20 protein-coding genes are annotated in these 19,664 nt (G+C 66.2%); 14 read left to right on the top strand and 6 right to left on the bottom strand.

Going from position 1 to position 19,664, the window contains the following annotated elements:
* Nucleotides 1-150: 150 nt before the first annotated feature.
* Together ACVCMG_RS02430 and ACVCMG_RS02425 are read right to left on the bottom strand one after the other, a co-directional pair.
* On the bottom strand, nucleotides 151-2,535 hold the full coding sequence (locus tag ACVCMG_RS02430) for a 3-hydroxyacyl-CoA dehydrogenase/enoyl-CoA hydratase family protein (RefSeq protein WP_447114797.1): 2,385 nt from the start codon (nucleotides 2,533-2,535) through the stop codon (nucleotides 151-153).
* Between the two features lie 66 nt (nucleotides 2,536-2,601).
* Entirely contained in the window at nucleotides 2,602-3,213 is a 612-nt protein-coding gene (locus tag ACVCMG_RS02425) for a TetR/AcrR family transcriptional regulator (protein WP_395118409.1), read from the bottom strand.
* Nucleotides 3,214-3,449: 236 nt separating this feature from the next.
* Here ACVCMG_RS02425 and ndk point away from each other — a divergent pair, with 236 nt between their 5' ends.
* The 7 genes from ndk to der all read left to right on the top strand — a co-directional run bounded on the left by ndk (nucleotide 3,450) and on the right by der (nucleotide 10,346).
* Nucleotides 3,450-3,875 carry a nucleoside-diphosphate kinase gene (gene ndk / locus ACVCMG_RS02420; RefSeq protein ID WP_395118411.1) on the top strand — a complete coding sequence of 142 codons (426 nt, stop codon included), beginning with the start codon at nucleotides 3,450-3,452 and terminating at the stop codon, nucleotides 3,873-3,875.
* 138 nt (nucleotides 3,876-4,013) lie between these two features.
* Nucleotides 4,014-5,144 (top strand): 23S rRNA (adenine(2503)-C(2))-methyltransferase RlmN, encoded by a 1,131-nt coding sequence (gene rlmN, locus ACVCMG_RS02415; RefSeq protein WP_447106106.1) that lies wholly within the window; start codon nucleotides 4,014-4,016, stop codon nucleotides 5,142-5,144.
* A 22-nt stretch (nucleotides 5,145-5,166) separates the two neighbouring features.
* On the top strand, nucleotides 5,167-5,922 hold the full coding sequence (gene pilW, locus ACVCMG_RS02410) for a type IV pilus biogenesis/stability protein PilW (protein ID WP_447099553.1): 756 nt from the start codon (nucleotides 5,167-5,169) through the stop codon (nucleotides 5,920-5,922).
* Nucleotides 5,923-6,005: 83 nt separating this feature from the next.
* Nucleotides 6,006-6,920: a helix-turn-helix domain-containing protein gene (locus ACVCMG_RS02405; protein WP_447114796.1), complete on the top strand. Its 915-nt coding sequence runs from the start codon at nucleotides 6,006-6,008 to the stop codon at nucleotides 6,918-6,920.
* Nucleotides 6,921-7,065: 145 nt separating this feature from the next.
* Nucleotides 7,066-7,716: a YfgM family protein gene (locus tag ACVCMG_RS02400; RefSeq protein WP_447114795.1), complete on the top strand. Its 651-nt coding sequence runs from the start codon at nucleotides 7,066-7,068 to the stop codon at nucleotides 7,714-7,716.
* Nucleotides 7,717-7,724: 8 nt separating this feature from the next.
* Entirely contained in the window at nucleotides 7,725-8,924 is a 1,200-nt protein-coding gene (gene bamB / locus ACVCMG_RS02395; RefSeq protein ID WP_447098943.1) for an outer membrane protein assembly factor BamB, read from the top strand.
* 18 nt (nucleotides 8,925-8,942) lie between these two features.
* Nucleotides 8,943-10,346, top strand: a complete 1,404-nt coding sequence (gene der / locus ACVCMG_RS02390; RefSeq protein WP_395118423.1) for a ribosome biogenesis GTPase Der — start codon at nucleotides 8,943-8,945, stop codon at nucleotides 10,344-10,346.
* A gap of 10 nt (nucleotides 10,347-10,356) precedes the next feature.
* On the opposite strand, the gene ACVCMG_RS02385 is transcribed toward der, so the two are convergent.
* The gene (locus ACVCMG_RS02385) at nucleotides 10,357-10,920 is read right to left on the bottom strand and encodes a GNAT family N-acetyltransferase (protein WP_447114794.1); all 564 of its coding nucleotides are present in this window, start codon (nucleotides 10,918-10,920) and stop codon (nucleotides 10,357-10,359) included.
* 84 nt (nucleotides 10,921-11,004) lie between these two features.
* On the opposite strand from ACVCMG_RS02385, the gene folD reads away from it, so the two are divergent.
* Entirely contained in the window at nucleotides 11,005-11,874 is an 870-nt protein-coding gene (folD, locus tag ACVCMG_RS02380) for a bifunctional methylenetetrahydrofolate dehydrogenase/methenyltetrahydrofolate cyclohydrolase FolD (protein WP_395118426.1), read from the top strand.
* Nucleotides 11,875-11,883: 9 nt separating this feature from the next.
* Here folD and ACVCMG_RS02375 read toward each other — a convergent pair whose 3' ends face one another.
* The gene (locus tag ACVCMG_RS02375) at nucleotides 11,884-12,789 is read right to left on the bottom strand and encodes a cation diffusion facilitator family transporter (RefSeq protein WP_447100400.1); all 906 of its coding nucleotides are present in this window, start codon (nucleotides 12,787-12,789) and stop codon (nucleotides 11,884-11,886) included.
* Between the two features lie 246 nt (nucleotides 12,790-13,035).
* Here ACVCMG_RS02375 and guaB point away from each other — a divergent pair, with 246 nt between their 5' ends.
* The 3 genes from guaB to tadA all read left to right on the top strand — a co-directional run bounded on the left by guaB (nucleotide 13,036) and on the right by tadA (nucleotide 16,904).
* Entirely contained in the window at nucleotides 13,036-14,493 is a 1,458-nt protein-coding gene (gene guaB / locus ACVCMG_RS02370; protein ID WP_395118430.1) for an IMP dehydrogenase, read from the top strand.
* A gap of 265 nt (nucleotides 14,494-14,758) precedes the next feature.
* Entirely contained in the window at nucleotides 14,759-16,336 is a 1,578-nt protein-coding gene (gene guaA, locus ACVCMG_RS02365) for a glutamine-hydrolyzing GMP synthase (protein ID WP_447106110.1), read from the top strand.
* Nucleotides 16,337-16,472: 136 nt separating this feature from the next.
* Nucleotides 16,473-16,904: a tRNA adenosine(34) deaminase TadA gene (tadA, locus tag ACVCMG_RS02360; protein ID WP_395118434.1), complete on the top strand. Its 432-nt coding sequence runs from the start codon at nucleotides 16,473-16,475 to the stop codon at nucleotides 16,902-16,904.
* Here tadA and ACVCMG_RS02355 read toward each other — a convergent pair.
* On the bottom strand, nucleotides 16,901-17,434 hold the full coding sequence (locus tag ACVCMG_RS02355) for a VOC family protein (protein WP_447114793.1): 534 nt from the start codon (nucleotides 17,432-17,434) through the stop codon (nucleotides 16,901-16,903). The genes tadA and ACVCMG_RS02355 overlap by 4 nt on opposite strands.
* A gap of 242 nt (nucleotides 17,435-17,676) precedes the next feature.
* Between ACVCMG_RS02355 and ACVCMG_RS02350 the strand changes: the two genes are divergently transcribed.
* Nucleotides 17,677-17,868, top strand: coding sequence for a hypothetical protein (locus ACVCMG_RS02350; protein ID WP_447114792.1), 192 nt, complete (start codon nucleotides 17,677-17,679; stop codon nucleotides 17,866-17,868).
* A gap of 414 nt (nucleotides 17,869-18,282) precedes the next feature.
* Here the strand turns inward: ACVCMG_RS02350 and ACVCMG_RS02345 are convergent, their stop codons facing one another.
* Complete coding sequence (locus ACVCMG_RS02345; RefSeq protein ID WP_395118438.1) at nucleotides 18,283-18,477, bottom strand: hypothetical protein; 195 nt, start codon at nucleotides 18,475-18,477, stop codon at nucleotides 18,283-18,285.
* A 223-nt stretch (nucleotides 18,478-18,700) separates the two neighbouring features.
* On the opposite strand from ACVCMG_RS02345, the gene ACVCMG_RS02340 reads away from it, so the two are divergent.
* Both ACVCMG_RS02340 and ACVCMG_RS02335 read left to right on the top strand, forming a co-directional pair.
* Entirely contained in the window at nucleotides 18,701-19,177 is a 477-nt protein-coding gene (locus ACVCMG_RS02340) for a hemerythrin domain-containing protein (protein ID WP_447114791.1), read from the top strand.
* 112 nt (nucleotides 19,178-19,289) lie between these two features.
* Entirely contained in the window at nucleotides 19,290-19,664 is a 375-nt protein-coding gene (locus tag ACVCMG_RS02335) for a response regulator (RefSeq protein ID WP_395118442.1), read from the top strand.

The following is a 19,664-nucleotide window of genomic DNA, read 5'->3' as shown; positions in this document are numbered from 1 at the left end:
GGTTCTTGCTCCGTGGCGTCGCGCATGAAGCAGCGACGGCTTTGGTTTTTGATCGTCATGCCAGCGAAAGCTGGCATCCAGTGTCTTGACGTTGTGTCTCGAGGCGCTGGATCCCAGCTTTTGCTGGGATGACGGCGTGGAGGGGTCTGGTCAATTCCTGAGCGGCTTGCCGGTGGTCATCGTGTGCGCAATACGGGCTTGGGTCTTTTCGGTTTTTGCCAGCTCCACGAAGTGCTTGCGTTCCAGTGCCAGCAGCCATTCCTCGTCAACGGTCGAGCCGCGCTCGATTACGCCGCCGCACAGGGTGTCGGCGATGCGCGAGGCGATGTCGACGTCGTGCTCGGAGGCGAAGTAGCCGGCTTGCAGGTTGGCCAGTTGCGCCTTGAAGGTGGCGGTGCCGACGTCGCCGGCGACGATGACCTGGGCAGGCAGGGGCGGGCGGTAGCCGGCTTCGGCCAGCGACAATGCCACCTTCTTGGCGACGTACAGCAGTTCATAGGCGTTGAACACGACCACGTCGCTGTCGCGCAGCAGGCCCATGTTCTTCGCCTCGATGGCGCTGGGGGAAACCTTGGCCATCGCCACGGTCTCGAACACCTTCTTCAGTTCCTCGAACGGATCGGCCGGATTGGCCCTGGACGCACGGACGGCCAGTTCATGCAGGCCGCCACCGGCGGGCAGCAGGCCGACGCCGGCCTCGACCAGGCCGATGTAGCTTTCCAGTGCCGCAACCGTCCGGGCGGAATGCATCTGGAATTCGCAGCCGCCACCGAAGGCCATGCCGCGCACGGCGGAGACCACCGGCACCAGGGCGTGCTTGATCGCCATGCTGGTGCGCTGGAAGTTGGCGACCATCTTGCCGAAGTCGTCGAACTTGCCGTCCTTCAGCAGGCCCAGCGCGCCCTTGAGATCCGCGCCGGCGGAGAAGGGTTCGCCGGTCTGCCAGATCACCACCGCCTTGAGCTTTTCCTCGGCCAGCCTGATCGCGTGCTGGATGCCGTCGAGCACGTGGTCGTTCACCGTGTTCATCTTGGTCTTGAACGAGATGATGCCGACGCCGTCGTCGCCCAGCGTCCACAGGCGGATGCCGTCGTTCTCCCACACCGTGCTGCCGGTATCGAACTTCTCGCCCAGGATCGGATCGGGGAACAACTGGCGCTGGTACACCGGGTGCCGCGAACGCGGCTTGTCGGCGTTGGCGCTGGCCGAATACGAACCGTTCTTGCCGTGCACGCCCGTGCGACCGTCGGTGACCCAGGCGGGCAGGGGCGCATCGCTCATCGCCTTGCCGGCCTTGATGTCTTCATTGACCCATTCGGCGACCTGCTGCCAGCCCGCGGCCTGCCAGGTCTCGAACGGCCCGAGCTTCCAGCCATAGCCCCAGCGGATGGCGAAATCCACGTCGCGCGCGGTGTCGGCGATGTCGGCCAGGTGATAGGCGGTGTAGTGGAACAGATCGCGGAAAGTGGCCCACAGGAACTGCGCCTGCGGGTCGCTGGAGGCGCGCAGCTTGCCGAACTTCTCGGCGGGGTCCTTGATCGCCAAAATCGCGGCGACTTCATCGGAGGGCCTTTGTTCGGACGGGCGGAAGTCCTGCTTGGCCACATCCAATACTTGGATGTCCTTGCCGACCTTCTTGTAGAAGCCGCCGCCGGTCTTCTGGCCCAACGCACCCTTCTCGATCAGGCCGGCCAGCCACGCCGGCGCCTTGAAGTACCGGTGCCAGGGATCGTCGGGCAGGGTATCGGCCATGGTCTTGATCACGTGGGCCATGGTGTCCAGGCCGACCACGTCGGCGGTGCGGTAGGTGGCGCTCTTGGGGCGGCCCACGGCCGGGCCGGTCAGCGCGTCGACGGTGTCGAAGCCGAGCTTGAACTGCTCGGTGTGATGCATGGTGGCGAGCATCGAGAACACGCCGATGCGGTTGCCGATGAAGTTGGGCGTGTCCTTGGCGATCACCACGCCCTTGCCGACGGTGGTGACCAGGAAGGCTTCGAGGCCGTCCAGCACGTTCTGGTCGGTGAGCCGGGTCGGGATCAACTCGACCAGGTGCATGTAGCGCGGCGGATTGAAGAAGTGCACGCCGCAGAAGCGGTGGCGCATTTCCTCCGGCAGCGCCTCGGCCAGCGTGTTGATCGACAGGCCCGAGGTATTGGAGGCGATGATCGCGGTCTTCGACAGGTGGCCGGCGATCTTTTTGTACAGGTCGAGTTTCCAGTCCATGCGCTCGGCAATGGCCTCGATGACCAGGTCGACATCCTTCAGGTGATCGAGATCATCGTCGTAGTTGGCCGGGATGATCGAGGCGGCCAGGGCCTTGTCGGCCAGCGGGGCCGGCGACAGCTTGGCCAGGTTGGCGATCGCCTTCAGCGCGATGCCGCTCTTCGGACCCTCTTTCGCGGGCAGGTCGAACAGCACGGTTTCCACGCCGGCGTTGGTCAGGTGCGCGGCAATCTGCGCGCCCATGACACCGGCGCCCAGCACGGCGGCCTTGCGGATGCGCAAGCCGAGGGTGGGGGAAGATGCAGCGGTCATTGGCTTCTCCGATGGTGCGATGGTGGTGACGCGATCAATGGGGCAGGCAGCGCTGGCGGGGTGAGTTCACGGGTGGCTCAGCCCGGCGGCGGCGAAGCGGATCAGGTGCTGGACGGTCTGCTCAAGATGCTCTTGTTCGCTGACGTCGCCCTTGCGCTGGATCATGCCGAAGCCCGACATGGCGTGGGTCAGCGCACCGGTCACGAGGTCGATGCGCCAGTACAGCTCGGCCTTGCCCAGGTGCGGCAGCAGCCGGGCGAATTCGGCGGTGAACTGGCGCATGACGTGGCCGTAGTTCTCCGACAGGAAACGGCGCAAGTTGTCGTCGTGCTCGGCGAAGGCGCGCGCCAGCACGCGCATGAACAGGGCGCCCTTGCCGTCGTGCGACAGCTCCAGCGCCGGGCGGATGTAGGCGGCGAGCACCTGTTCGAGCGTGGCCTCGCCGCCGGCCAGCTTGTGCAGGGCGGCCAGGCGATTGGCATTCAAGGCGTCCAGGCGCCGGCGGAATACCTCCTCGACCAGTTTCTCCTTGGAGCCGAAGTGGTAGTTGACGGCGGCCAGGTTGACCCCGGCGGCGGCGGTAAGCTGGCGCAGCGAGGCGCCATCGAAGCCGCGCTGGGCGAACATTTTTTCCGCGGTGCCGAGGATGCGATCCCGGGTGGAGCTGGTCGAGTTCACGGAAGCGGACGTCCTTTGGCAGCTGACGCGATTCAAACGATCGTTTGAGCATACGGGAAGCGCTTCCCGGGCGTCAAACGAGCGTATGGATCAGGCCTGCGCGATCCTTGCCAATGAGCTAGAATCTGTCAGACTTTAGTGGGCTAAATCCTCATTCCTTGTCGGAATTGGCTACCTTTGCCGGTAGTTGCCCGCTCAATCACTTTTCCCGAAATCCGTCAGCCGGAGCAGATCCCATGGCGCTGGAGCGCACCCTTTCCATCATCAAGCCCGATGCCGTCGCCAAGAACGTCATCGGCGAAATCTACGCCCGTTTCGAAAAGGCCGGCCTGAAAATCGTCGCCGCCCGCATGAAGCAGCTGTCGCGCGCCGAGGCCGAAGGCTTCTATGCCGTACATCGCGAGCGCCCGTTCTTCAAGGCCCTGGTCGAGTTCATGATCTCCGGCCCGGTGATGATCAGCGTGCTGGAGGGCGAAAACGCCGTGCTGGCCCATCGTGACCTGATGGGCGCCACCAACCCGAAGGAAGCTGCGCCGGGCACGATCCGCGCCGACTTCGCCGAGTCGATCGACGCCAACGCCGTGCATGGCTCCGACGCCGTGGAAACCGCCAAGGTGGAGATCGCCTATTTCTTTGCGGCGACGGATGTGGTTTCGCGTTAATTTCGTGCGTTCATCCTTGAACGCGAAGATCAGACAGCGGCCACTCGTGGCCGCACAGTAGAAACAAGTGCGTTCGTCCCTGAACGCGAAGATCAAACAGCGGCCATCCGTGGCCGCACTCTTCACAAGAGCCACTCTTTGAACTCAGTTGTCGCCAGCTCGAACAAGGTCAACCTGCTCGATTTCGATCGCCAGGGTCTGCGTGATTTCTTCACGCAGATCGGCGAGAAGCCGTATCGCGCCGAGCAGGTGATGAAGTGGATCTACCACGACCTGGAAGACAACTTCGAAAACATGACCGACGTGGGCAAGGCGCTGCGCGCCAAGCTCACCGAGGCTTGCTACATCGGCGCGCCCAAGACGCTGCTGGACAAGGTCGCCACCGACGGCACGCACAAATGGCTGCTGGGCATGGATTCGGGCAATGCGATCGAGACGGTCTACATCCCCGAGCCGACCCGCGGCACCTTGTGCGTGTCCTCGCAGATCGGCTGCGCGCTGAACTGCCAGTTCTGCTCCACCGGCGCGCAGGGCTTCAACCGCAACCTGTCCACCGCCGAGATCATCGGCCAGGTGTGGGTGGCGGCGAAGTACCTGGGCAACGTCACCCACCAGAACCGCCGCATCACCAACGTGGTGATGATGGGCATGGGCGAGCCGCTGGCCAATTTCGACAACGTGCTGAAGGCGATGAAGCTGATGCGCGACGACCTGGGCTTCGGCCTGGCATCGAAGCGCGTCACCTTGTCCACTGCCGGCCTGGTGCCGCTGATCGACCAGTTGTCCGATGCCATCGACGTGTCGCTGGCGGTGTCGCTGCACGCGGCCAACGACGAGCTGCGCACCGAACTGATGCCGATCAACAAGCGCTACCCGATCGCCGAGCTGCTGGCGGCCTGCCAGCGCTGGGTCGCGCGCAAGCCGCGCACCTCGATCACCTTCGAATACACCTTGATGAAAGACGTCAACGACCAGCCCGAGCACGCCCGCCAGCTCATCAAGCTGATGCGCAAGCTGCCCACGTGCAAGGTCAACCTGATTCCGTTCAACCCTTTCCCGGGTACGCAGTTCGCGCGCTCGGACGCGGCTGCGATCCACGATTTCCAGAGTCAGCTGCTCAATGCCGGCGTGCTGACCATGCTGCGCCGAACCCGCGGCGACGACATCGACGCGGCCTGCGGCCAGTTGGCGGGGCAGGTCGCCGACCGTACCCGGCGCAGCGCCGAACTTCGCAAACGGCAGAACCAGGGGGCTTTGCATGCGCTTTGACCGGGTGGTGATTCCCTGCTTGTTGTTCGCCCTGGCCGGCTGCGTCACCACGCATACCAACACCGGTGCGCTGGGCAAGCCGCTGCCGCAGGAGAGCAAGGCCGAGCAGGCCACGGACGCGGCGCGCATCCACACCGAACTGGGCCAGCATTACCTTGCCACCGGCGACCTGCAGACGGCGCTGAGCAAGGTGCAGATGGCGCTCCAGTTCGACCCGAACTACGCTCCCGCCCATACCGTCCTCGCCTACATCGACGCGCGGATCGGCAAGCTGGCCGAAGCGGAGCAGCACTACCGCAAGGCGGTGGCGCTGGAGCCGACCAAGGGTGCCTGGAACAACAACCTCGGCCAGTTCCTGTGTTCGCGGGGCAACTATGCCGAGGGCGAAACCTATTTTCGCAAGGCAGTGGCCGATCCGTTCTACGCCACCCCTTCGGAGGCCCTGGCCAACGCCGGCGTCTGCCAGCTGATGGCAGGCGACAAAACCAAGGCAGAAGCGGATTTTCGTGACGCCATCGCGCGAAATCCGCAGAATGGCGAGGCACTCTTCCAGCTCGCAAACCTTCTTTACCAGGGGAAAGATGCGTTTCGCGCAAGGGCATTCCTGCAGCGTTTCGACGCGCTGGGCAAACCGACTGCCGCCGCGCTGAAACTGGGGTACGACATCGAATCAAGCATGGGCAACCCGGAGGGGGCCCGCAATTATCTCAAGCGACTGCGCAGCCAGTTCCCGGACTCGGAACAGGCGCACGCCCTTGACTCCATCGACAACCCATGACGTCCATGCAGCAGTCTCCCATGTTCGACCACGCGCCTGACGGCACCCATTCTTCCCTCGCCCATGGAGCGGGGCAGGGAGCGATGGCCGGTGAATCGGCCCAGCCGAGTTTCGGCAGCCGGCTGCGCGCGGCGCGCGAGGCACGCGGACTCGATCTTGAGGCCTGCGCCAACGCGCTGCGGTTGCCGGTGCGGGTGTTGCGCAAGCTGGAACTGGATCAGTACGACGGCACCGACTCCAAGGTCTACCTGGGCAGCTACATCGCCAAGTACGGGCGCCACCTGGGCATCAACGACGCCTCCATCCAGCTCGAAGTGGACCGCATCCGCCAGGTCGACGCGCCGCTGGTGACCAGTGGCGGCATCTCCCATTCGCGCTTCCTGTTCGACCGCTACGCCACTGCGGCCACCTACGTGGTGCTGACGCTGGTGATCGCCGTGCCGACGCTCTGGTTCGGCGTGAAAAGCACGCTGGATCGGGACATCACCCATTTGGCCCCGCTGGACGCCGCCCCGGTGGCACAGCAGGAGCAAGCCGGCACCAGCACCCCGGCGATGGTTGCCGCCGACCGCGCCCGCCAGCCGGCGGCGCCGGTGCAGGCCGCGGCCGCCGACACGGCATCAGAGCAGCCGTTGCTGGCCTCGATGGCGCCGTTCCCGAGCCTCGCCAGCGACACTCGTCCGGCCGTGCCTGCGCCGCCGGCAGCGATGATCGCCGCCGGCAGCGGTGGCCATCAGCTGGAGCTGACGCTCAGCGCGCCGAGCTGGGTCGAGGTGACCCGTGCCGACGGCACGCGTCTCGAATACGGTTTGCTGCCGGCGGGCAGTCACGCCGTCTATCACAGCGACCAGCCGCTGAACGTGAGCATCGGCAACGTCGGCGGCGCCCAGGTCGCGATCGACGGGCAGGCGGTGGGAATGGATGATTTCCGCCGCGCCAACGTCGCGCATTTCCGCGTGCAAGTGCAGGACGGCAAGGCCTCCGCCACTGCCCTCTGATCGGCATCGCCGCCGCTGCCGGCGACCCAATTCGGTTATGCTTGCGCACTGCCCGCCTGCGACCAGGCGGGTCTGATCCACCCATTACCTGTGTTTACGCGCTGGACTGCGCCAAGCGGTGCGCGGCCTATTGAACGGTGATTGCATGGCATTTGAAGAGTACGACAAGTACGAACAGAGCGAGTTGGTACAGAAGTGGCTGCGCGAGAACGGCGTTTCGATCGTTGTCGGTGTTCTTATCGGACTGGTCGGCATCTTCGGATGGCAGCAATGGCGCAACCACCAGGCCCGCAACGAGAGCGCGGCCTCGCAGCTCTACCAGCAGGCCAAGGTGGCGCAGCTGTCGGGCAAGCCCGACGTGGCCGCCCAGTTGACCGACCAGTTGATGAAGGATTACGCCAAATCGCCGTATGCGCTGTTCGCGGTCAGCGACCGCGCCCGCCAGCAAGTGCAGGACAAGCAACTGGACAAGGCCCAGGCCTCGCTGGAGTGGGCCGAAAGCCACACCACCGAAGAGCCGCTGAAGTCGCTGACCCTGGTGCGCATCGCGCGGGTCGAATTGGCGCGCGACCAGGCCCAGGCCTCGCTGGCCACGCTCGACCGCGTGCCGCCCGGCAGCTTCCAGGGCATGGTGCAGGAACTCCGCGGCGATGCGATGGTCAAGCTTGGACGCATGGACGATGCACGCAAGGCCTACCAAGCGGCCATGTCGGCACTGAGCGAGGACGCCCCGCAACGCGGCGCCTTGCAGATGAAACTCGATGACCTGGCCGTGGCCGGGAAGCAGGGTGCATGAAAGTTCACATGATCAAACGCGCCATGCTGGTTTCGCTGGTTTCGCTGCTGACGCTCGCCGGCTGCCACTCCTTCAAGAAGGAGAACGTGCAGCCGCCGACGCCGCTGGCCAAGGATTTCAAGCCGACGGTGCAGGTGACGCGACTGTGGCGCGAACGAGTGGGCGACGGCGCGGGCGACAGTGGCGTGCGGCTGCGTCCGACCGTGGTCGATGGCGTGCTCTACGCCGACAGCACCGACGGCAAGCTGGCCGCCTTCGATGCGGCGACCGGCAAGACGCTGTGGTCGAAGAGTTCGCGCACGCACGGCTGGTTCGGCTGGGGCGACAAGAAGCGCAAGGACGCCCAATATGCGGGCGGTCCGGCGGTAGGCGGCGACCTGCTCGCGGTGGGCACGCTGGACGGCCACGTCTACGGCGTCAACGCAAAGGACGGCAGCCCGCGCTGGGAAGCCGAACTCAATACCCAGGTGCTGGCCTCGCCGGTGATCATCGGCAACCAGGTCATCGTGCGCGGCAGCAACGGCCGGGTTTATTCCCTTGACGCGGCCACCGGCGAGCGCCAGTGGGTGAACGACCAGGGCAACGTGCCGCTGCTGAGCGTGCGCGGCAACGGCGGCTTGCTGGTCGCCAACGGCGTGGTGTTCTTCGGCAGCGACGACGGCCTGCTGGTCGCGCTGCGCCTGGACAACGGCAGCAAGCTGTGGGAGCAGCGCCTGGCCAGCGGCGAGGGCCGCACCGAGATCGACCGTCTGAACGATGCCGACGGCGCGATCCTGCTCGACGGCAGCACCCTCTACGGCACTGCCTACCACGGCAACGTGGTGGCCATCGACGGCCCCAGTGGCCGCCCGCTGTGGTCGCATCCGTTCTCCAGCTATACCTCGCTGGCGGTGAAATACAATGCCATCTTCGGCGTCGACGATCAGTCGCGCGTGTGGGCCTTCGACAAGTCCGGCGGCGCCGACATGTGGAAGAACGACGCGCTCCGCTACCGTTGGCTGACCGGGCCGGCCGTGCAGGGCAACTACGTGGTGGTCGGCGATGCCGAAGGCTATGTGCACTGGCTGCAGACCGGCGACGGCGCGTTGGCCGCGCGCGAGCGGCTTTCCAAGAAGGCGATCCGCGCGCAGCCGCTGGTGGTGGGCGATGTCGTGTACGTCCAGGACGTGAAGGGCCACATCGGCGCCTACCGCCTGTCCTCGCCCTGATCGCGGGACGAAGTTTCCATGCTGCCCGTCGTCGCCCTGGTCGGTCGCCCCAATGTCGGCAAATCGACCCTGTTCAACGTGCTCACGCGCAGCCGCGACGCGCTGGTGGCCGACATGCCCGGGGTCACCCGCGATCGCCATTACGGTGCGTGCCATCTGGGTGAGCGCCCGTTTCTCGCGGTCGATACCGGTGGTCTGTCGGGTGTCGAGGAGGCGATCGACGTCCTTACCGCGCGGCAAGTGCGACTGGCGATCGAGGAGGCCCAGGTGCTGGTCTTCGTGGTCGATGCGCGCGACGGCCTGCTGCCGCAGGATCACGTGATCCTTGGCGAGTTGCGCCGCAGCGGCAAGCCGATCATCGCCGCCGTGAACAAGATCGACGGCCTGGATGAACAGGCCGCCCTGGCGGAATTCGCTGCCTTCGGCATGGCCACCACCTTGCCGATTTCCGCTGCGCATGGTCGCGGCACCGACGAGCTGATCCGCGCCGTGCTGCCGCTGTTGCCGCCGGACGAGGATGCCGCGAACGAGCCGGCCACGGAGGACGGCAGTATCCGCGTGGCGATCGTTGGCCGCCCGAACGCCGGCAAGTCCACGCTGATCAACCGCCTGCTGGGCGAAGAACGGCTGATCGTCTCCGACGTCGCGGGCACCACGCGCGACCCGATCCGCGTGCCGCTGGAGCGCGACGGCAAGCGTTACACCCTGATCGACACCGCCGGCATCCGACGCAAGGCGCGGGTCGAGGAGGCGGTGGAGAAGTTCAGCGTGATCAAGACGCTGCAGTCGATCGCCGCCGCCCAGGTGGTGGTGATGATGGTCGACGCGCGCGAGAACCTGGCCGACCAGGACCTTACCCTGATCGGCTACGCCATCGACGAGGGCAGGGCGCTGGTGATCGCGCTCAACAAGTGGGATGGCCTGGACGCCTATCAGCGCGAGGAATGCCTGCGCGCGCTGGATCGTCGGCTGGTGTTCGTCGACTGGGCCAAGCGCGTGCACATATCGGCGCTGCACGGTTCCGGGCTGCGCGAGCTGATGCGCGCGGTGGTGCGCGCGCACGCGTCGGCGACCAGGGAGCTGAGCTCCTCCGACCTGACCCGCACGCTGGAAAAGGCGTACGAAAGCTACCAGCCGCCGCTGGTCAACGGCCATGCGCCGAAGCTGCGCTTTGCGCATCCGGGCGGCACCAATCCGCCGACCATCGTCATCCACGGCACGCGCACCAAGCACATCGCGCCGGCCTACCAGCGCTACCTGGAAAACTTCTTCCGCAAACGCTACAAGCTCGAAGGCACGCCGGTCCGCATTGCCTTCCGCGAGGGCGAAAACCCCTACGCCGGACGCAAGAAGGTGCTGACCAAGGAGCAACAGCACAAGGCCCGCCGCCGGCTCAGCGAACTGATCAAGCGCACGCGCTGATCGTCGACGCTCAGGGAAGATCCGACGGCAGCAGCCCGTACACCGCCGCGTCCCGCGGTTGCCCCTCCACCAGCAAGCGCTGGCGCGCGATCGACTCGAATCGTGCGCCGATGCGCAGCGCCGTGGCGCGGCTGGCTGCGTTGTCCGGCAGCGCCACGATCTCGATGCGGATCAGCCCCAACTGCTCGAACCCGAAGCGCGCGACGCGCTGCGCCGCCGCCGTCGCCAGCCCGCGCCGCTGGCAGCCCTGGCGCATCCAGTAACCGAGATTGGCGCGGCGGTGGATCGGCTCGAACTGGTTGAGCCCCACGCCGCCCAGCAGCGAGCCGTCGGCCGCACTGCGCACCGCGAAGGCGAAATGGTTGCCGGCCTGCCAGCCGTCCTGGCAATGCGCGATCCATGCATGGGCGGCATCGTGGCCGTAGTCGGCGCGACACCACGGCAGCCAGCGCCCGACGCTGTCCACGGAGTCGCGCACGGCATCCACCAGGGCGTCGGCGTCAGCGTGGTTCCAAGGGAGCAACCGCACGCGCGCGTCGCCCAGCTCGATCGTGTATTGCGGGTCGTGTCCCATCAGCCTGCCTGGTTGCCGGCGCGCTGCCGTTTGTGCGCATGTCGTCCAGCCCGGATAATGCATCCTTTACGGCCAGGGATCAGCATGAGCGCACGCATACTCGACGGCAAACGCATCGCCCGGGAACTGCTGGAACAGCTGCACCTGCGCGTGGCCGAACGGGTCGGTCGGGGCCTGCCCGCACCGGGGCTGGCCGTGGTGCTGGTCGGCAGCGACGCGGCCTCGACGGTGTACGTGCGCAACAAGCGCAAGGCCTGCCACCAGGTGGGCTTCCGTTCCTTCGATCACGACCTTCCGGCCGAGACCACGCAGGCCGAGTTGTTCGCGCTGATCGACCGCCTCAACGCCGACCCGCAGGTGCACGGCATCCTGGTGCAGTCGCCGCTGCCGGCACACATCGACGAAGACGCGCTGGTCGACCGCATCGACCCGGACAAGGACGTGGACGGGTTCCAGGCAGTCAACGTGGGGCGGCTGGCGCTGCGCCGGTTCGGCCTGCGGCCGTGCACCCCGCGCGGCGTGATGACCCTGCTCGGCCACACCGATCGGCCGGTGCGCGGGCAGCATGCGGTGGTGGTGGGCGTGTCCAACCACGTCGGCCGGCCGCTGGTGCTGGAGCTGATGATCGCCGGTTGCACCACCACCTCGTGCCATCGCTTCACGCGGGAGCTGGAAAGTTTCGTGCGCCAGGCCGACATCGTGATCGTCGCGGTCGGCAAGCCCGGCCTGGTGCGGGGCGACTGGATCAAGCCCGGCGCGGTGGTGATCGACGTCGGCATCAATCGGCTGGAGGACGGCCGGCTGGTCGGCGACGTGGAGTTCGCCCCGGCCGCCGAGCGCGCCAGCTGGATCACGCCGGTGCCGGGCGGGGTGGGGCCGATGACCGTCGCCACCTTGATGGAGAACACGCTGGAAGCGGCCGAGGCACAGGCTGCCCGCGGCAGCGCCGGCTAGGTCGTTCGCTCAGCTGCGGTGGCCGGTGTCGTGCGCCTCGAGCGAACAGGGCGTCGCGACCACCTGGCCGCTGGCCGCATGGTCGGTCTGGATGGTCGTATGCGTGATCGCGAATCGATCGCGCAACATGGCTTCCAGTTCGCGGCGCACGTCGTGGCAGTCGACGTCGAGCTCGACGAAGACGTGTGCCGACAGCGCCGGCATGCCCGAGGTCACTTCCCACACGTGCAGGTCGTCCACCCGCGTGACCGCGGGCAGGGCGTGCATCGCCTGGCCGATCGCGTCCGGTTCCAGTCCGCGCGGCGCCGCCTCCAGGAAAACCCGGCCGGCGTCGCGCACCAGCCCGATGCCGGCCTTGAGCATCAGCGCCGCCACCACCAGCGCCGCCAGGGAATCGAACTGGTTCCACCCCGTCCACCAGACCAGCACGCCGGCCACCGCCGTGGCGATGAATGCATACAGGTCGGTGAGCACGTGCTGGTAACTGCCCTGGATGTTGAGGCTTTCCCGGTTGGCCTTGTGCATCGCCCACACCGCCAGCAGGTTCACGCCGATGCCCGCCACCGCCACGACGGTGACCAGCAGGCCGTGCACGGCGGGCGGGTGGATCAGCCGGCGCACGGCCTCGACCACGAACCACGCCGAGAGCAACAGCAAGGTCACGCCATTGGCCTGCGCGCTGAGAATTTCCACCCGCTTGAGCCCGAACGTGTAGCTGCCGCGCGCCGGTCGGCTGGCCAGCCGCATCGCCACCAGGGCCAGGGCAATCGCGCCGACGTCGGTCAGCATGTGGCCGGCATCGGAGATCAGCGCCAGCGATTGGGCCAGCATGCCGACCACCACCTCGACGATCATGAAACCCAGCAGCAACAGCAGGGCGATCGTCAGATAACGCCGATCGGCATCACGGGCCACGCCGTGGGCATGCGGATGACCGGCCGCATGGGGATGGGCATGGTCGTGTCCCTGTGCGTGATCGCGAGGGTGATCGTGGGGGTGATCGTGAGAGGAATGGGCGTGCACGGCGGCTCCTGCGAAGGTCGCCAAGATACATGCCGGGTGCGGTGCTATGTCATCACATTGGCCGCGCCGCGCGGGTCCGGCGCTGGCGAGGGCAGTGAAGGGAACGTATAATTCCCTCTTTGCAGCGGGACATTTCGCATGCGTATCCTCGCCGAGGCCCTGACCTACGACGACGTCTACCTGGTTCCGGGCCATTCCATCGTCCTGCCGCGCGACGTGAACACCTCGACGCGCTTCACCCGCGGCCTGCGGCTGAACATCCCGATCGTTTCCGCCGCGATGGATACCGTCACCGAGGCGCGCCTGGCCATCACCATGGCGCAGAACGGCGGCATCGGCATCATCCACAAGAACATGACCGCCGAGCAGCAGGCCGCCGAAGTGCGGCTGGTGAAGAAGTTCGAGGCCGGCGTGATCCGCAGCCCGATCACGGTCGGCCCGGAGACCTCGATCCGCGAGGTGCTGCGGCTCACCCACGCGCACAACATCTCCGGCGTGCCGGTGGTCGAGGGCAATCGCCTGGTCGGCATCGTCACCAGCCGTGACATGCGTTTCGAACGCAAGCCGGACGATCCGGTGCGCAATATCATGACCCGCCAGGACAAGCTGGTCACCGTAAAGGAAGGCGCCAGCCAGGACGAGGTGATGCTGTTGCTGCACAAGCATCGCATCGAGAAAGTGCTGGTGGTCAACGACGACTTCCAGTTGCGCGGCCTGATCACCGTGAAGGACATCCAGAAGGCGCGCGACAACCCGCATGCCGCCAAGGACAGTCACGAAGCGCTGCTGGTGGGTGCTGCCGTCGGCGTGAGCGGCGACACCGAGCAACGCGTGGCGGCACTGGTCGATGCCGGCGTCGACGTGCTGGTCGTGGATACCGCACACGGCCATTCGCAGGGCGTGATCGACCGGGTGGCCTGGGTCAAGAAGCACTATCCGCAGGTGCAGGTGGTGGCCGGCAACATCGTCACCGGCGAGGCGGCGCGGGCACTGCTCGACGTGGGGGTGGACGCGGTCAAGGTGGGCGTGGGCCCCGGCTCGATCTGCACCACTCGCGTGGTTGCCGGTGTCGGCGTGCCACAGATCACCGCGATCGACCTGGTCGCCACCGCGCTGAAGGACGAGATTCCGCTGATTGCCGATGGTGGCATCCGCTACTCCGGCGACATCCCCAAGGCCCTGGCGGCCGGTGCATCCAGCGTGATGCTGGGCTCGATGTTCGCCGGCACCGAGGAATCCCCGGGCGAGGTCGAGCTGTTCCAGGGCCGCTCGTACAAGAGCTACCGCGGCATGGGCTCGATCGGGGCGATGCAGCTCGGCTCCAAGGATCGCTACTTCCAGGACGAGGCCGACGCCGACAAGCTGGTACCCGAGGGCATCGAGGGCCGCGTGCCGTACCGCGGGCCGCTGCGCAACATCATCCACCAGTTGATCGGCGGCCTGCGCGCGTCGATGGGCTACCTGGGCGCGGCCACCGTCGAGGATGTGCGCAGCAAGGCGCAGTTCGTCAAGGTCACCTCCGCCGGCGTCACCGAAGCGCACCCGCACGACATCCAGATCACCAAGGAAGCGCCGAATTACCGCTTGAACTCGTGATCCGGCCGGGAAAGGTGGTCATTACCATGCCCGCCCCTCCCGCCACACGCCGTACCACACCGCCGTCATCCCGGCGAAAGCCGGGGTCCAGCGCTTTCCCAAGCGTCGCGGCACAAGTCACCGGGTCCCGGCTTTCGCCGGGATGACGGGCATGGGGAATCGTCGCCTCGCGTAGCTTCCTGCTTTCGCCGCGGCGACCGGCATGCAGCTTCCGTCACCCGTCGCACTCGTTGGCCCATCCTTTCCTGATATCCGTCCGCCGCCCATGACCAACATCCACTCCCACAAAATACTCATCCTCGACTTCGGTGCGCAGTACACGCAGTTGATCGCCCGGCGCGTGCGCGAGCTGGGCGTGTATTGCGAGATCTGGGCCTGGGACCACGATCCGGGCGAGATCGCCGCGTTCGGCGCCAAGGGCATCATCCTGTCCGGCGGGCCGGAATCGACCACGCTCCCGGGCGCGCCCAAGGCGCCGCAACAAGTGTTCGATGCGGGCGTGCCGATCCTCGGCATCTGCTACGGCATGCAGACCCTGGCCGCGCAGCTGGGCGGCGCCACCGAGGCGGCCGACCAGCGCGAGTTCGGCCATGCCCAAGTGGACATTGCGGGCACCAGCCGACTGTTCGAGGGCCTCACCGACCACGCGGACGCGCACCGGCTGGACGTGTGGATGAGCCACGGCGACCACGTGTCGCGTGTGCCGCCGGGCTTCGTGGTCACCGGCACCACCGCGCGCATTCCGGCGGCGGTGATGGAGAACCACGACAAGCGCTGGTACGGCGTGCAGTTCCACCCGGAAGTGACCCACACGAAGCAGGGCGGGGCGCTGCTCAAGCGCTTCATCACCGAGATATGCGGTTGCGCCACGCTGTGGACGCCGGCCAACATCATCGACGACCAGATCGCCCGCGTGCGCGAGCAGGTCGGCGACGACCACGTGCTGCTCGGCCTCTCCGGCGGCGTCGATTCCTCGGTGGTGGCCGCGCTGCTGCACAAGGCGATCGGCGCGAGGCTTACCTGCGTGTTCGTCGACACCGGCCTGCTGCGCTGGAAAGAGGGCGACCAGGTAATGGCCACCATGGCCGAGCACATGGGCGTCAAGGTGATCCGCGTCAACGCGGCCGACCGCTACTTCGAGGCACTCGAAGGCGTCTCCGATCCGGAAGCCAAGCGCAAGATCATCGGCGGCCTGTTCGTGGAGATCTTCGACGAGGAGTCGGGCAAGATCACCGCCGACGGCAGCAAGGTGAAGTGGCTGGCGCAGGGCACGATCTACCCCGACGTGATCGAGTCGGCCGGCAGCAAGACCGGCAAGGCCCACGTCATCAAGAGCCACCACAACGTCGGCGGCCTGCCGGCGCACATGAAGCTGAAACTGGTCGAACCGCTGCGCGAGCTGTTCAAGGACGAAGTGCGCCGCATCGGCGTGGAGCTCGGCCTGCCGCGTGAAATGGTCTATCGCCACCCGTTCCCGGGGCCGGGCCTGGGCGTGCGCATCCTCGGCGAGGTGAAGCGCGAATATGCCGAGTTGCTGGCGCGCGCCGACGCGATCTTCATCGAGGAGTTGCGCAAGGCGGACCTGTACGACCGGACCAGCCAGGCGTTCGCGGTGTTCCTGCCGGTGAAGTCGGTGGGCGTGGTCGGCGACGCGCGCGCCTACGAATGGGTGATCGCCTTGCGCGCGGTGGAAACCATCGACTTCATGACCGCTCACTGGGCGCACCTCCCGTACGAGTTTCTTGGCAGGGTTTCAAATAGAATAATCAATGAGTTGCGTGGTGTTTCTCGCGTTGTTTACGACATCAGCGGCAAGCCACCCGCCACGATCGAGTGGGAATAGGCAAATCAATGGCTTGCGTATGTCGGGAAAGGCCAGCTTGGCTCCAATCTTTCCCAGATAAAGTCGACAACTTATTGAGATGAAAGACGAAAAATCGGAAACCTCAAGTGGTTTCTCACCCGCCGATGTGCGCCACATGCAGCGTGCGCTGCAACTGGCCGCGCACGCCCGCGACAGCGAGAACGAGGTGCCGGTGGGGGCAGTGCTGGTGTTGAACGGCGAAGTCGTGGGGCTGGGCTGGAATCGCAACATCACCCTGCACGATCCGACCGCCCACGCCGAGGTGATGGCCATGCGCGCCGCCGGCGAGCAGCTCGCCAACCACCGGTTGTCCGGCGCCACGCTGTACGTGACGCTGGAACCGTGCTCGATGTGCGCGATGGCGCTGATCCACGCACGCATCAGCCGCGTGGTCTACGCCGCCGCCGATCCCAAGACCGGCGCGGCAGGCAGCGTGTTCGATACCTTGATCGACGCGCGGCACAACCATCGCATCGAGGTGGCCGGCGGGCTGTTGGCCGAGGAATCGGCCCGCATGCTGCGCGACTTCTTCCGCGCCAGGCGCTAGTGGCCGCGCGGCGCCGCCGCCACGGTGTCGATATCACCGTAGGCGGTATCGGGCGGCTTGCTGCCGAGCAGCCGCATCCGCATGCCCCAGGGCGCCACGAAGTCCAGCGCCATGCGGCCAGCCCACGGACCGGAAGTCAGTCGGTGTGGTGCGCCACTGACGATGACGCCACGCTGCCGAAGCCAGGCATCGGTGCGCAGGGTGCCATCTGCGAGGAACTGCAAGGTCTCGCCGGTGGCGGCCGAGCCGCGGGCAGGGGAGTCGCCACGCTCGACGAACAATTCCAGCATCGAACCGCTGCCGCAGGAAAGCAGGCGGGAGCCTGATGCCCCCGCCGCGATTGGCGCGGGGTCGCCAACCGGGTGGCAATTCAGTACGTCGTGGAAGAACGCCGAGGCCTGCCGCAGATCCGGCACGCCGATCCTGGCGTAGTCGCCATCGCCCAGAGTCGCTGCGCGCGCGCCTGCCGGCAGGGTCGCCAGCAGGCCGGCGGCGACGAGCCACCGGAAGAACACGATCTTGTTGTTCATGGCGGGGATTTCCGAAGAACTCGGCAGCCAGATGGTGCCGATCCCCCTCGGCAAAACCCGTGACTGATGACCGGTGTGTTTCCCCGGGCGAACAGTCCGCCAGCCCACCGCTGTTTCTTGCCGGGAACGGTGCGATCACCGCAGCGCCATTGATCCCGGGCCATTCCGGCCTGATTCCCTGGTCACGCCCGGACCGGTGTGCTCGTTGACCGGTCATTGCCTCGTCCACAGGACTCAACACCATGACACGCGACAACAGACAGAAACCGCGGCAGCCATACCAGCACCATCAGCGCGGCGTCTCCGGGCGTGCCGGTCGCGACGCCTCCCGTCAGGACACCGCCAGCATGGGCGGACTGAGTTTCGACGACGGTTACGACTGGTTGCAGCGGGTCGGCCGCACGAGAGCGACCCGGACAATGGGCAGCGCCTGAGGGCTGCCTCTCGCCAACGCCGCAAGGTCGGCGAGGGTGAAGGTCCGCCAGCCACATTGGGCGCCCGGCGCTAGATGCCGTTCTTTCGCGAGCGTGTGCCCGGCACAGAGTCGACCGAGATCGACAAGAGCACGTGCCGATAGCGTGTGGAGGTCGATGCCTCGATGATGTATTCTAAATTTTACATAATATACATTATGCGAAATTAAAGATAGCAGGCGACAGCCTCCACGGCAACCGTCCGCCAACGACGCATCGACCCTCTCCGCCACTGCCTCGCCAGGTGCCAATCAGCTTCTTCAGGACGTTGGAAGAGCCACCGCCTTCAAAGGACATCGTTCTTGCCTGGTCGAGGTGTTCGACCTGGGTCATGCGCAGTTGTGCGCGTACTCCGCTTGTCGGCGATGTTCTCGCTCAATCCGGTTCCGGCGGTTTGGACGGGATGAACGGCGAGACAGGATCGCTGGCCGGAAAGGTTTCCTCCAGTGCCTCGTCCTGGTTCTCGCTTTCCTTCTTCTTGCGTTGCCGCCGCGTTTCGGGAGTCTCCGGTGGCTCCCTGTCGTTCTTGCGCCCGGGATGTTGCCGGTCTTTGCGGTCGTGGGTTGCCATGCCTGCTGCTCGTGTGTGGAGGGGCGATGGCAGCCTGCGTTTTGCCGGGTGAAGCCTCGGTGTGGCCGGCGTGCACGTGCGGTCGCGGGCCCCGCTGCCGATGGCCGGACCAGGCCCGATTCGCTGCGATGGCGTGATGATGGCCGGGCCCTCGCGGGACACCGGATTCACGCCTGGGATGGAATGCTCGCCACTCCCTCCCCCGCCAGAACCGGAGCGCCCCGTGGATGCCATCCAACTGCTGAAAGCCGATCACAAGAAGGTCAAGGAACTGCTCGCCGAGCTTGCGAAAACGACCACCCGCGCCGCGAAGACACGCAGCGAGCTGCTCGCACAAATCCGCGTCGACCTGGAGGTCCACGCCACGATCGAGGAAGAGATCTTCTATCCCGCCTTCAGGAAGGCCGGTACGAAGGACGATGCAAAGATGTACTTCGAGGCGCTGGAGGAGCATCGCGCCGCCGGCGATCTGGTGCTTCCGGACCTGCTCGACGCCGACGTCGGCAGCGAGCAGTTCTCCGGCCGCGCCAAGGTGTTGCGCGAACTGGTCGAACACCACGTCAAGGAGGAAGAGGAGGAGATGTTCAAGGAGGCGAAGAAGCTGCTTTCGGCCGCCGAGCTCAAGGCACTGGGCGCACGCATGGAACAGCGCAAGGTCGAACTGGCCAAGCAAGTCGGTGGCTCGCGCGGCAAGGCTTGAACCGCGGATGCAACGGGGAAAGTCGGACACCCCGGACGGCGATCCCAAACCGCCGTCGGCGGCCTACAATGCGACTTTGACGGGCGCCAGGGTCACGGAAATGGAAGCGGAAATGGAAGACTGCAAGCGCGTGCTGGTGGTCGAAGATGACCCCGTGGTGGCCATGGTGATGGAAGACACGCTGCGGGCGATGGGCCTGGAGGTGCTGGTCGACCTCAATCTGGTCGACGCGCTCAACGATGTCGAGGCCAGCCGGCTCGATGCGGCGATGATCGACGTGGGCTTGCGCGGCGAGAATGCGTGGCCGGTGATGGCCGCCTTGCAGAAGCGCAACGTCCCGTTTGCGGTGATGTCCGGTGGCGACCTCAGCGGGTTGGCGCAGGAGTTTCCGCGGGTTCGCATGGTGAACAAGCCGGTGTCGGTGGATACGCTGCAGCAGATCGTGCGCGAGCTGCTGGCTTCGCCGCCCGCTTCGGCAGGCGGTTGA

The organism is Rhodanobacter sp. UC4451_H18 (assembly GCF_052978225.1).
The sequence above is the reverse complement of the archived record's forward strand: the minus strand, read 5'-3'. Positions and strand labels throughout refer to the sequence as shown.

Excerpts from the sequence above, each read along its gene's own strand:
- ACVCMG_RS02400 (WP_447114795.1), top strand. The coding sequence starts at position 7,066 with ATGGCATTTGAAGAGTACGACAAGTACGAACAGAGCGAGTTGGTACAG.
- ACVCMG_RS02385 (WP_447114794.1), bottom strand. The coding sequence starts at position 10,920 with ATGGGACACGACCCGCAATACACGATCGAGCTGGGCGACGCGCGCGTG.
- ACVCMG_RS02405 (WP_447114796.1), top strand. The coding sequence starts at position 6,006 with ATGGCCGGTGAATCGGCCCAGCCGAGTTTCGGCAGCCGGCTGCGCGCG.
- der (WP_395118423.1), top strand. The coding sequence starts at position 8,943 with ATGCTGCCCGTCGTCGCCCTGGTCGGTCGCCCCAATGTCGGCAAATCG.
- guaA (WP_447106110.1), top strand. The coding sequence starts at position 14,759 with ATGACCAACATCCACTCCCACAAAATACTCATCCTCGACTTCGGTGCG.
- ACVCMG_RS02335 (WP_395118442.1), top strand. The coding sequence starts at position 19,290 with ATGGAAGACTGCAAGCGCGTGCTGGTGGTCGAAGATGACCCCGTGGTG.
- ACVCMG_RS02430 (WP_447114797.1), bottom strand. The coding sequence starts at position 2,535 with ATGACCGCTGCATCTTCCCCCACCCTCGGCTTGCGCATCCGCAAGGCC.
- ndk (WP_395118411.1), top strand. The coding sequence starts at position 3,450 with ATGGCGCTGGAGCGCACCCTTTCCATCATCAAGCCCGATGCCGTCGCC.
- ACVCMG_RS02355 (WP_447114793.1), bottom strand. The coding sequence starts at position 17,434 with ATGAACAACAAGATCGTGTTCTTCCGGTGGCTCGTCGCCGCCGGCCTG.
- tadA (WP_395118434.1), top strand. The coding sequence starts at position 16,473 with ATGCAGCGTGCGCTGCAACTGGCCGCGCACGCCCGCGACAGCGAGAAC.
- folD (WP_395118426.1), top strand. The coding sequence starts at position 11,005 with ATGAGCGCACGCATACTCGACGGCAAACGCATCGCCCGGGAACTGCTG.
- bamB (WP_447098943.1), top strand. The coding sequence starts at position 7,725 with ATGATCAAACGCGCCATGCTGGTTTCGCTGGTTTCGCTGCTGACGCTC.
- guaB (WP_395118430.1), top strand. The coding sequence starts at position 13,036 with ATGCGTATCCTCGCCGAGGCCCTGACCTACGACGACGTCTACCTGGTT.
- ACVCMG_RS02350 (WP_447114792.1), top strand. The coding sequence starts at position 17,677 with ATGACACGCGACAACAGACAGAAACCGCGGCAGCCATACCAGCACCAT.
- ACVCMG_RS02345 (WP_395118438.1), bottom strand. The coding sequence starts at position 18,477 with ATGGCAACCCACGACCGCAAAGACCGGCAACATCCCGGGCGCAAGAAC.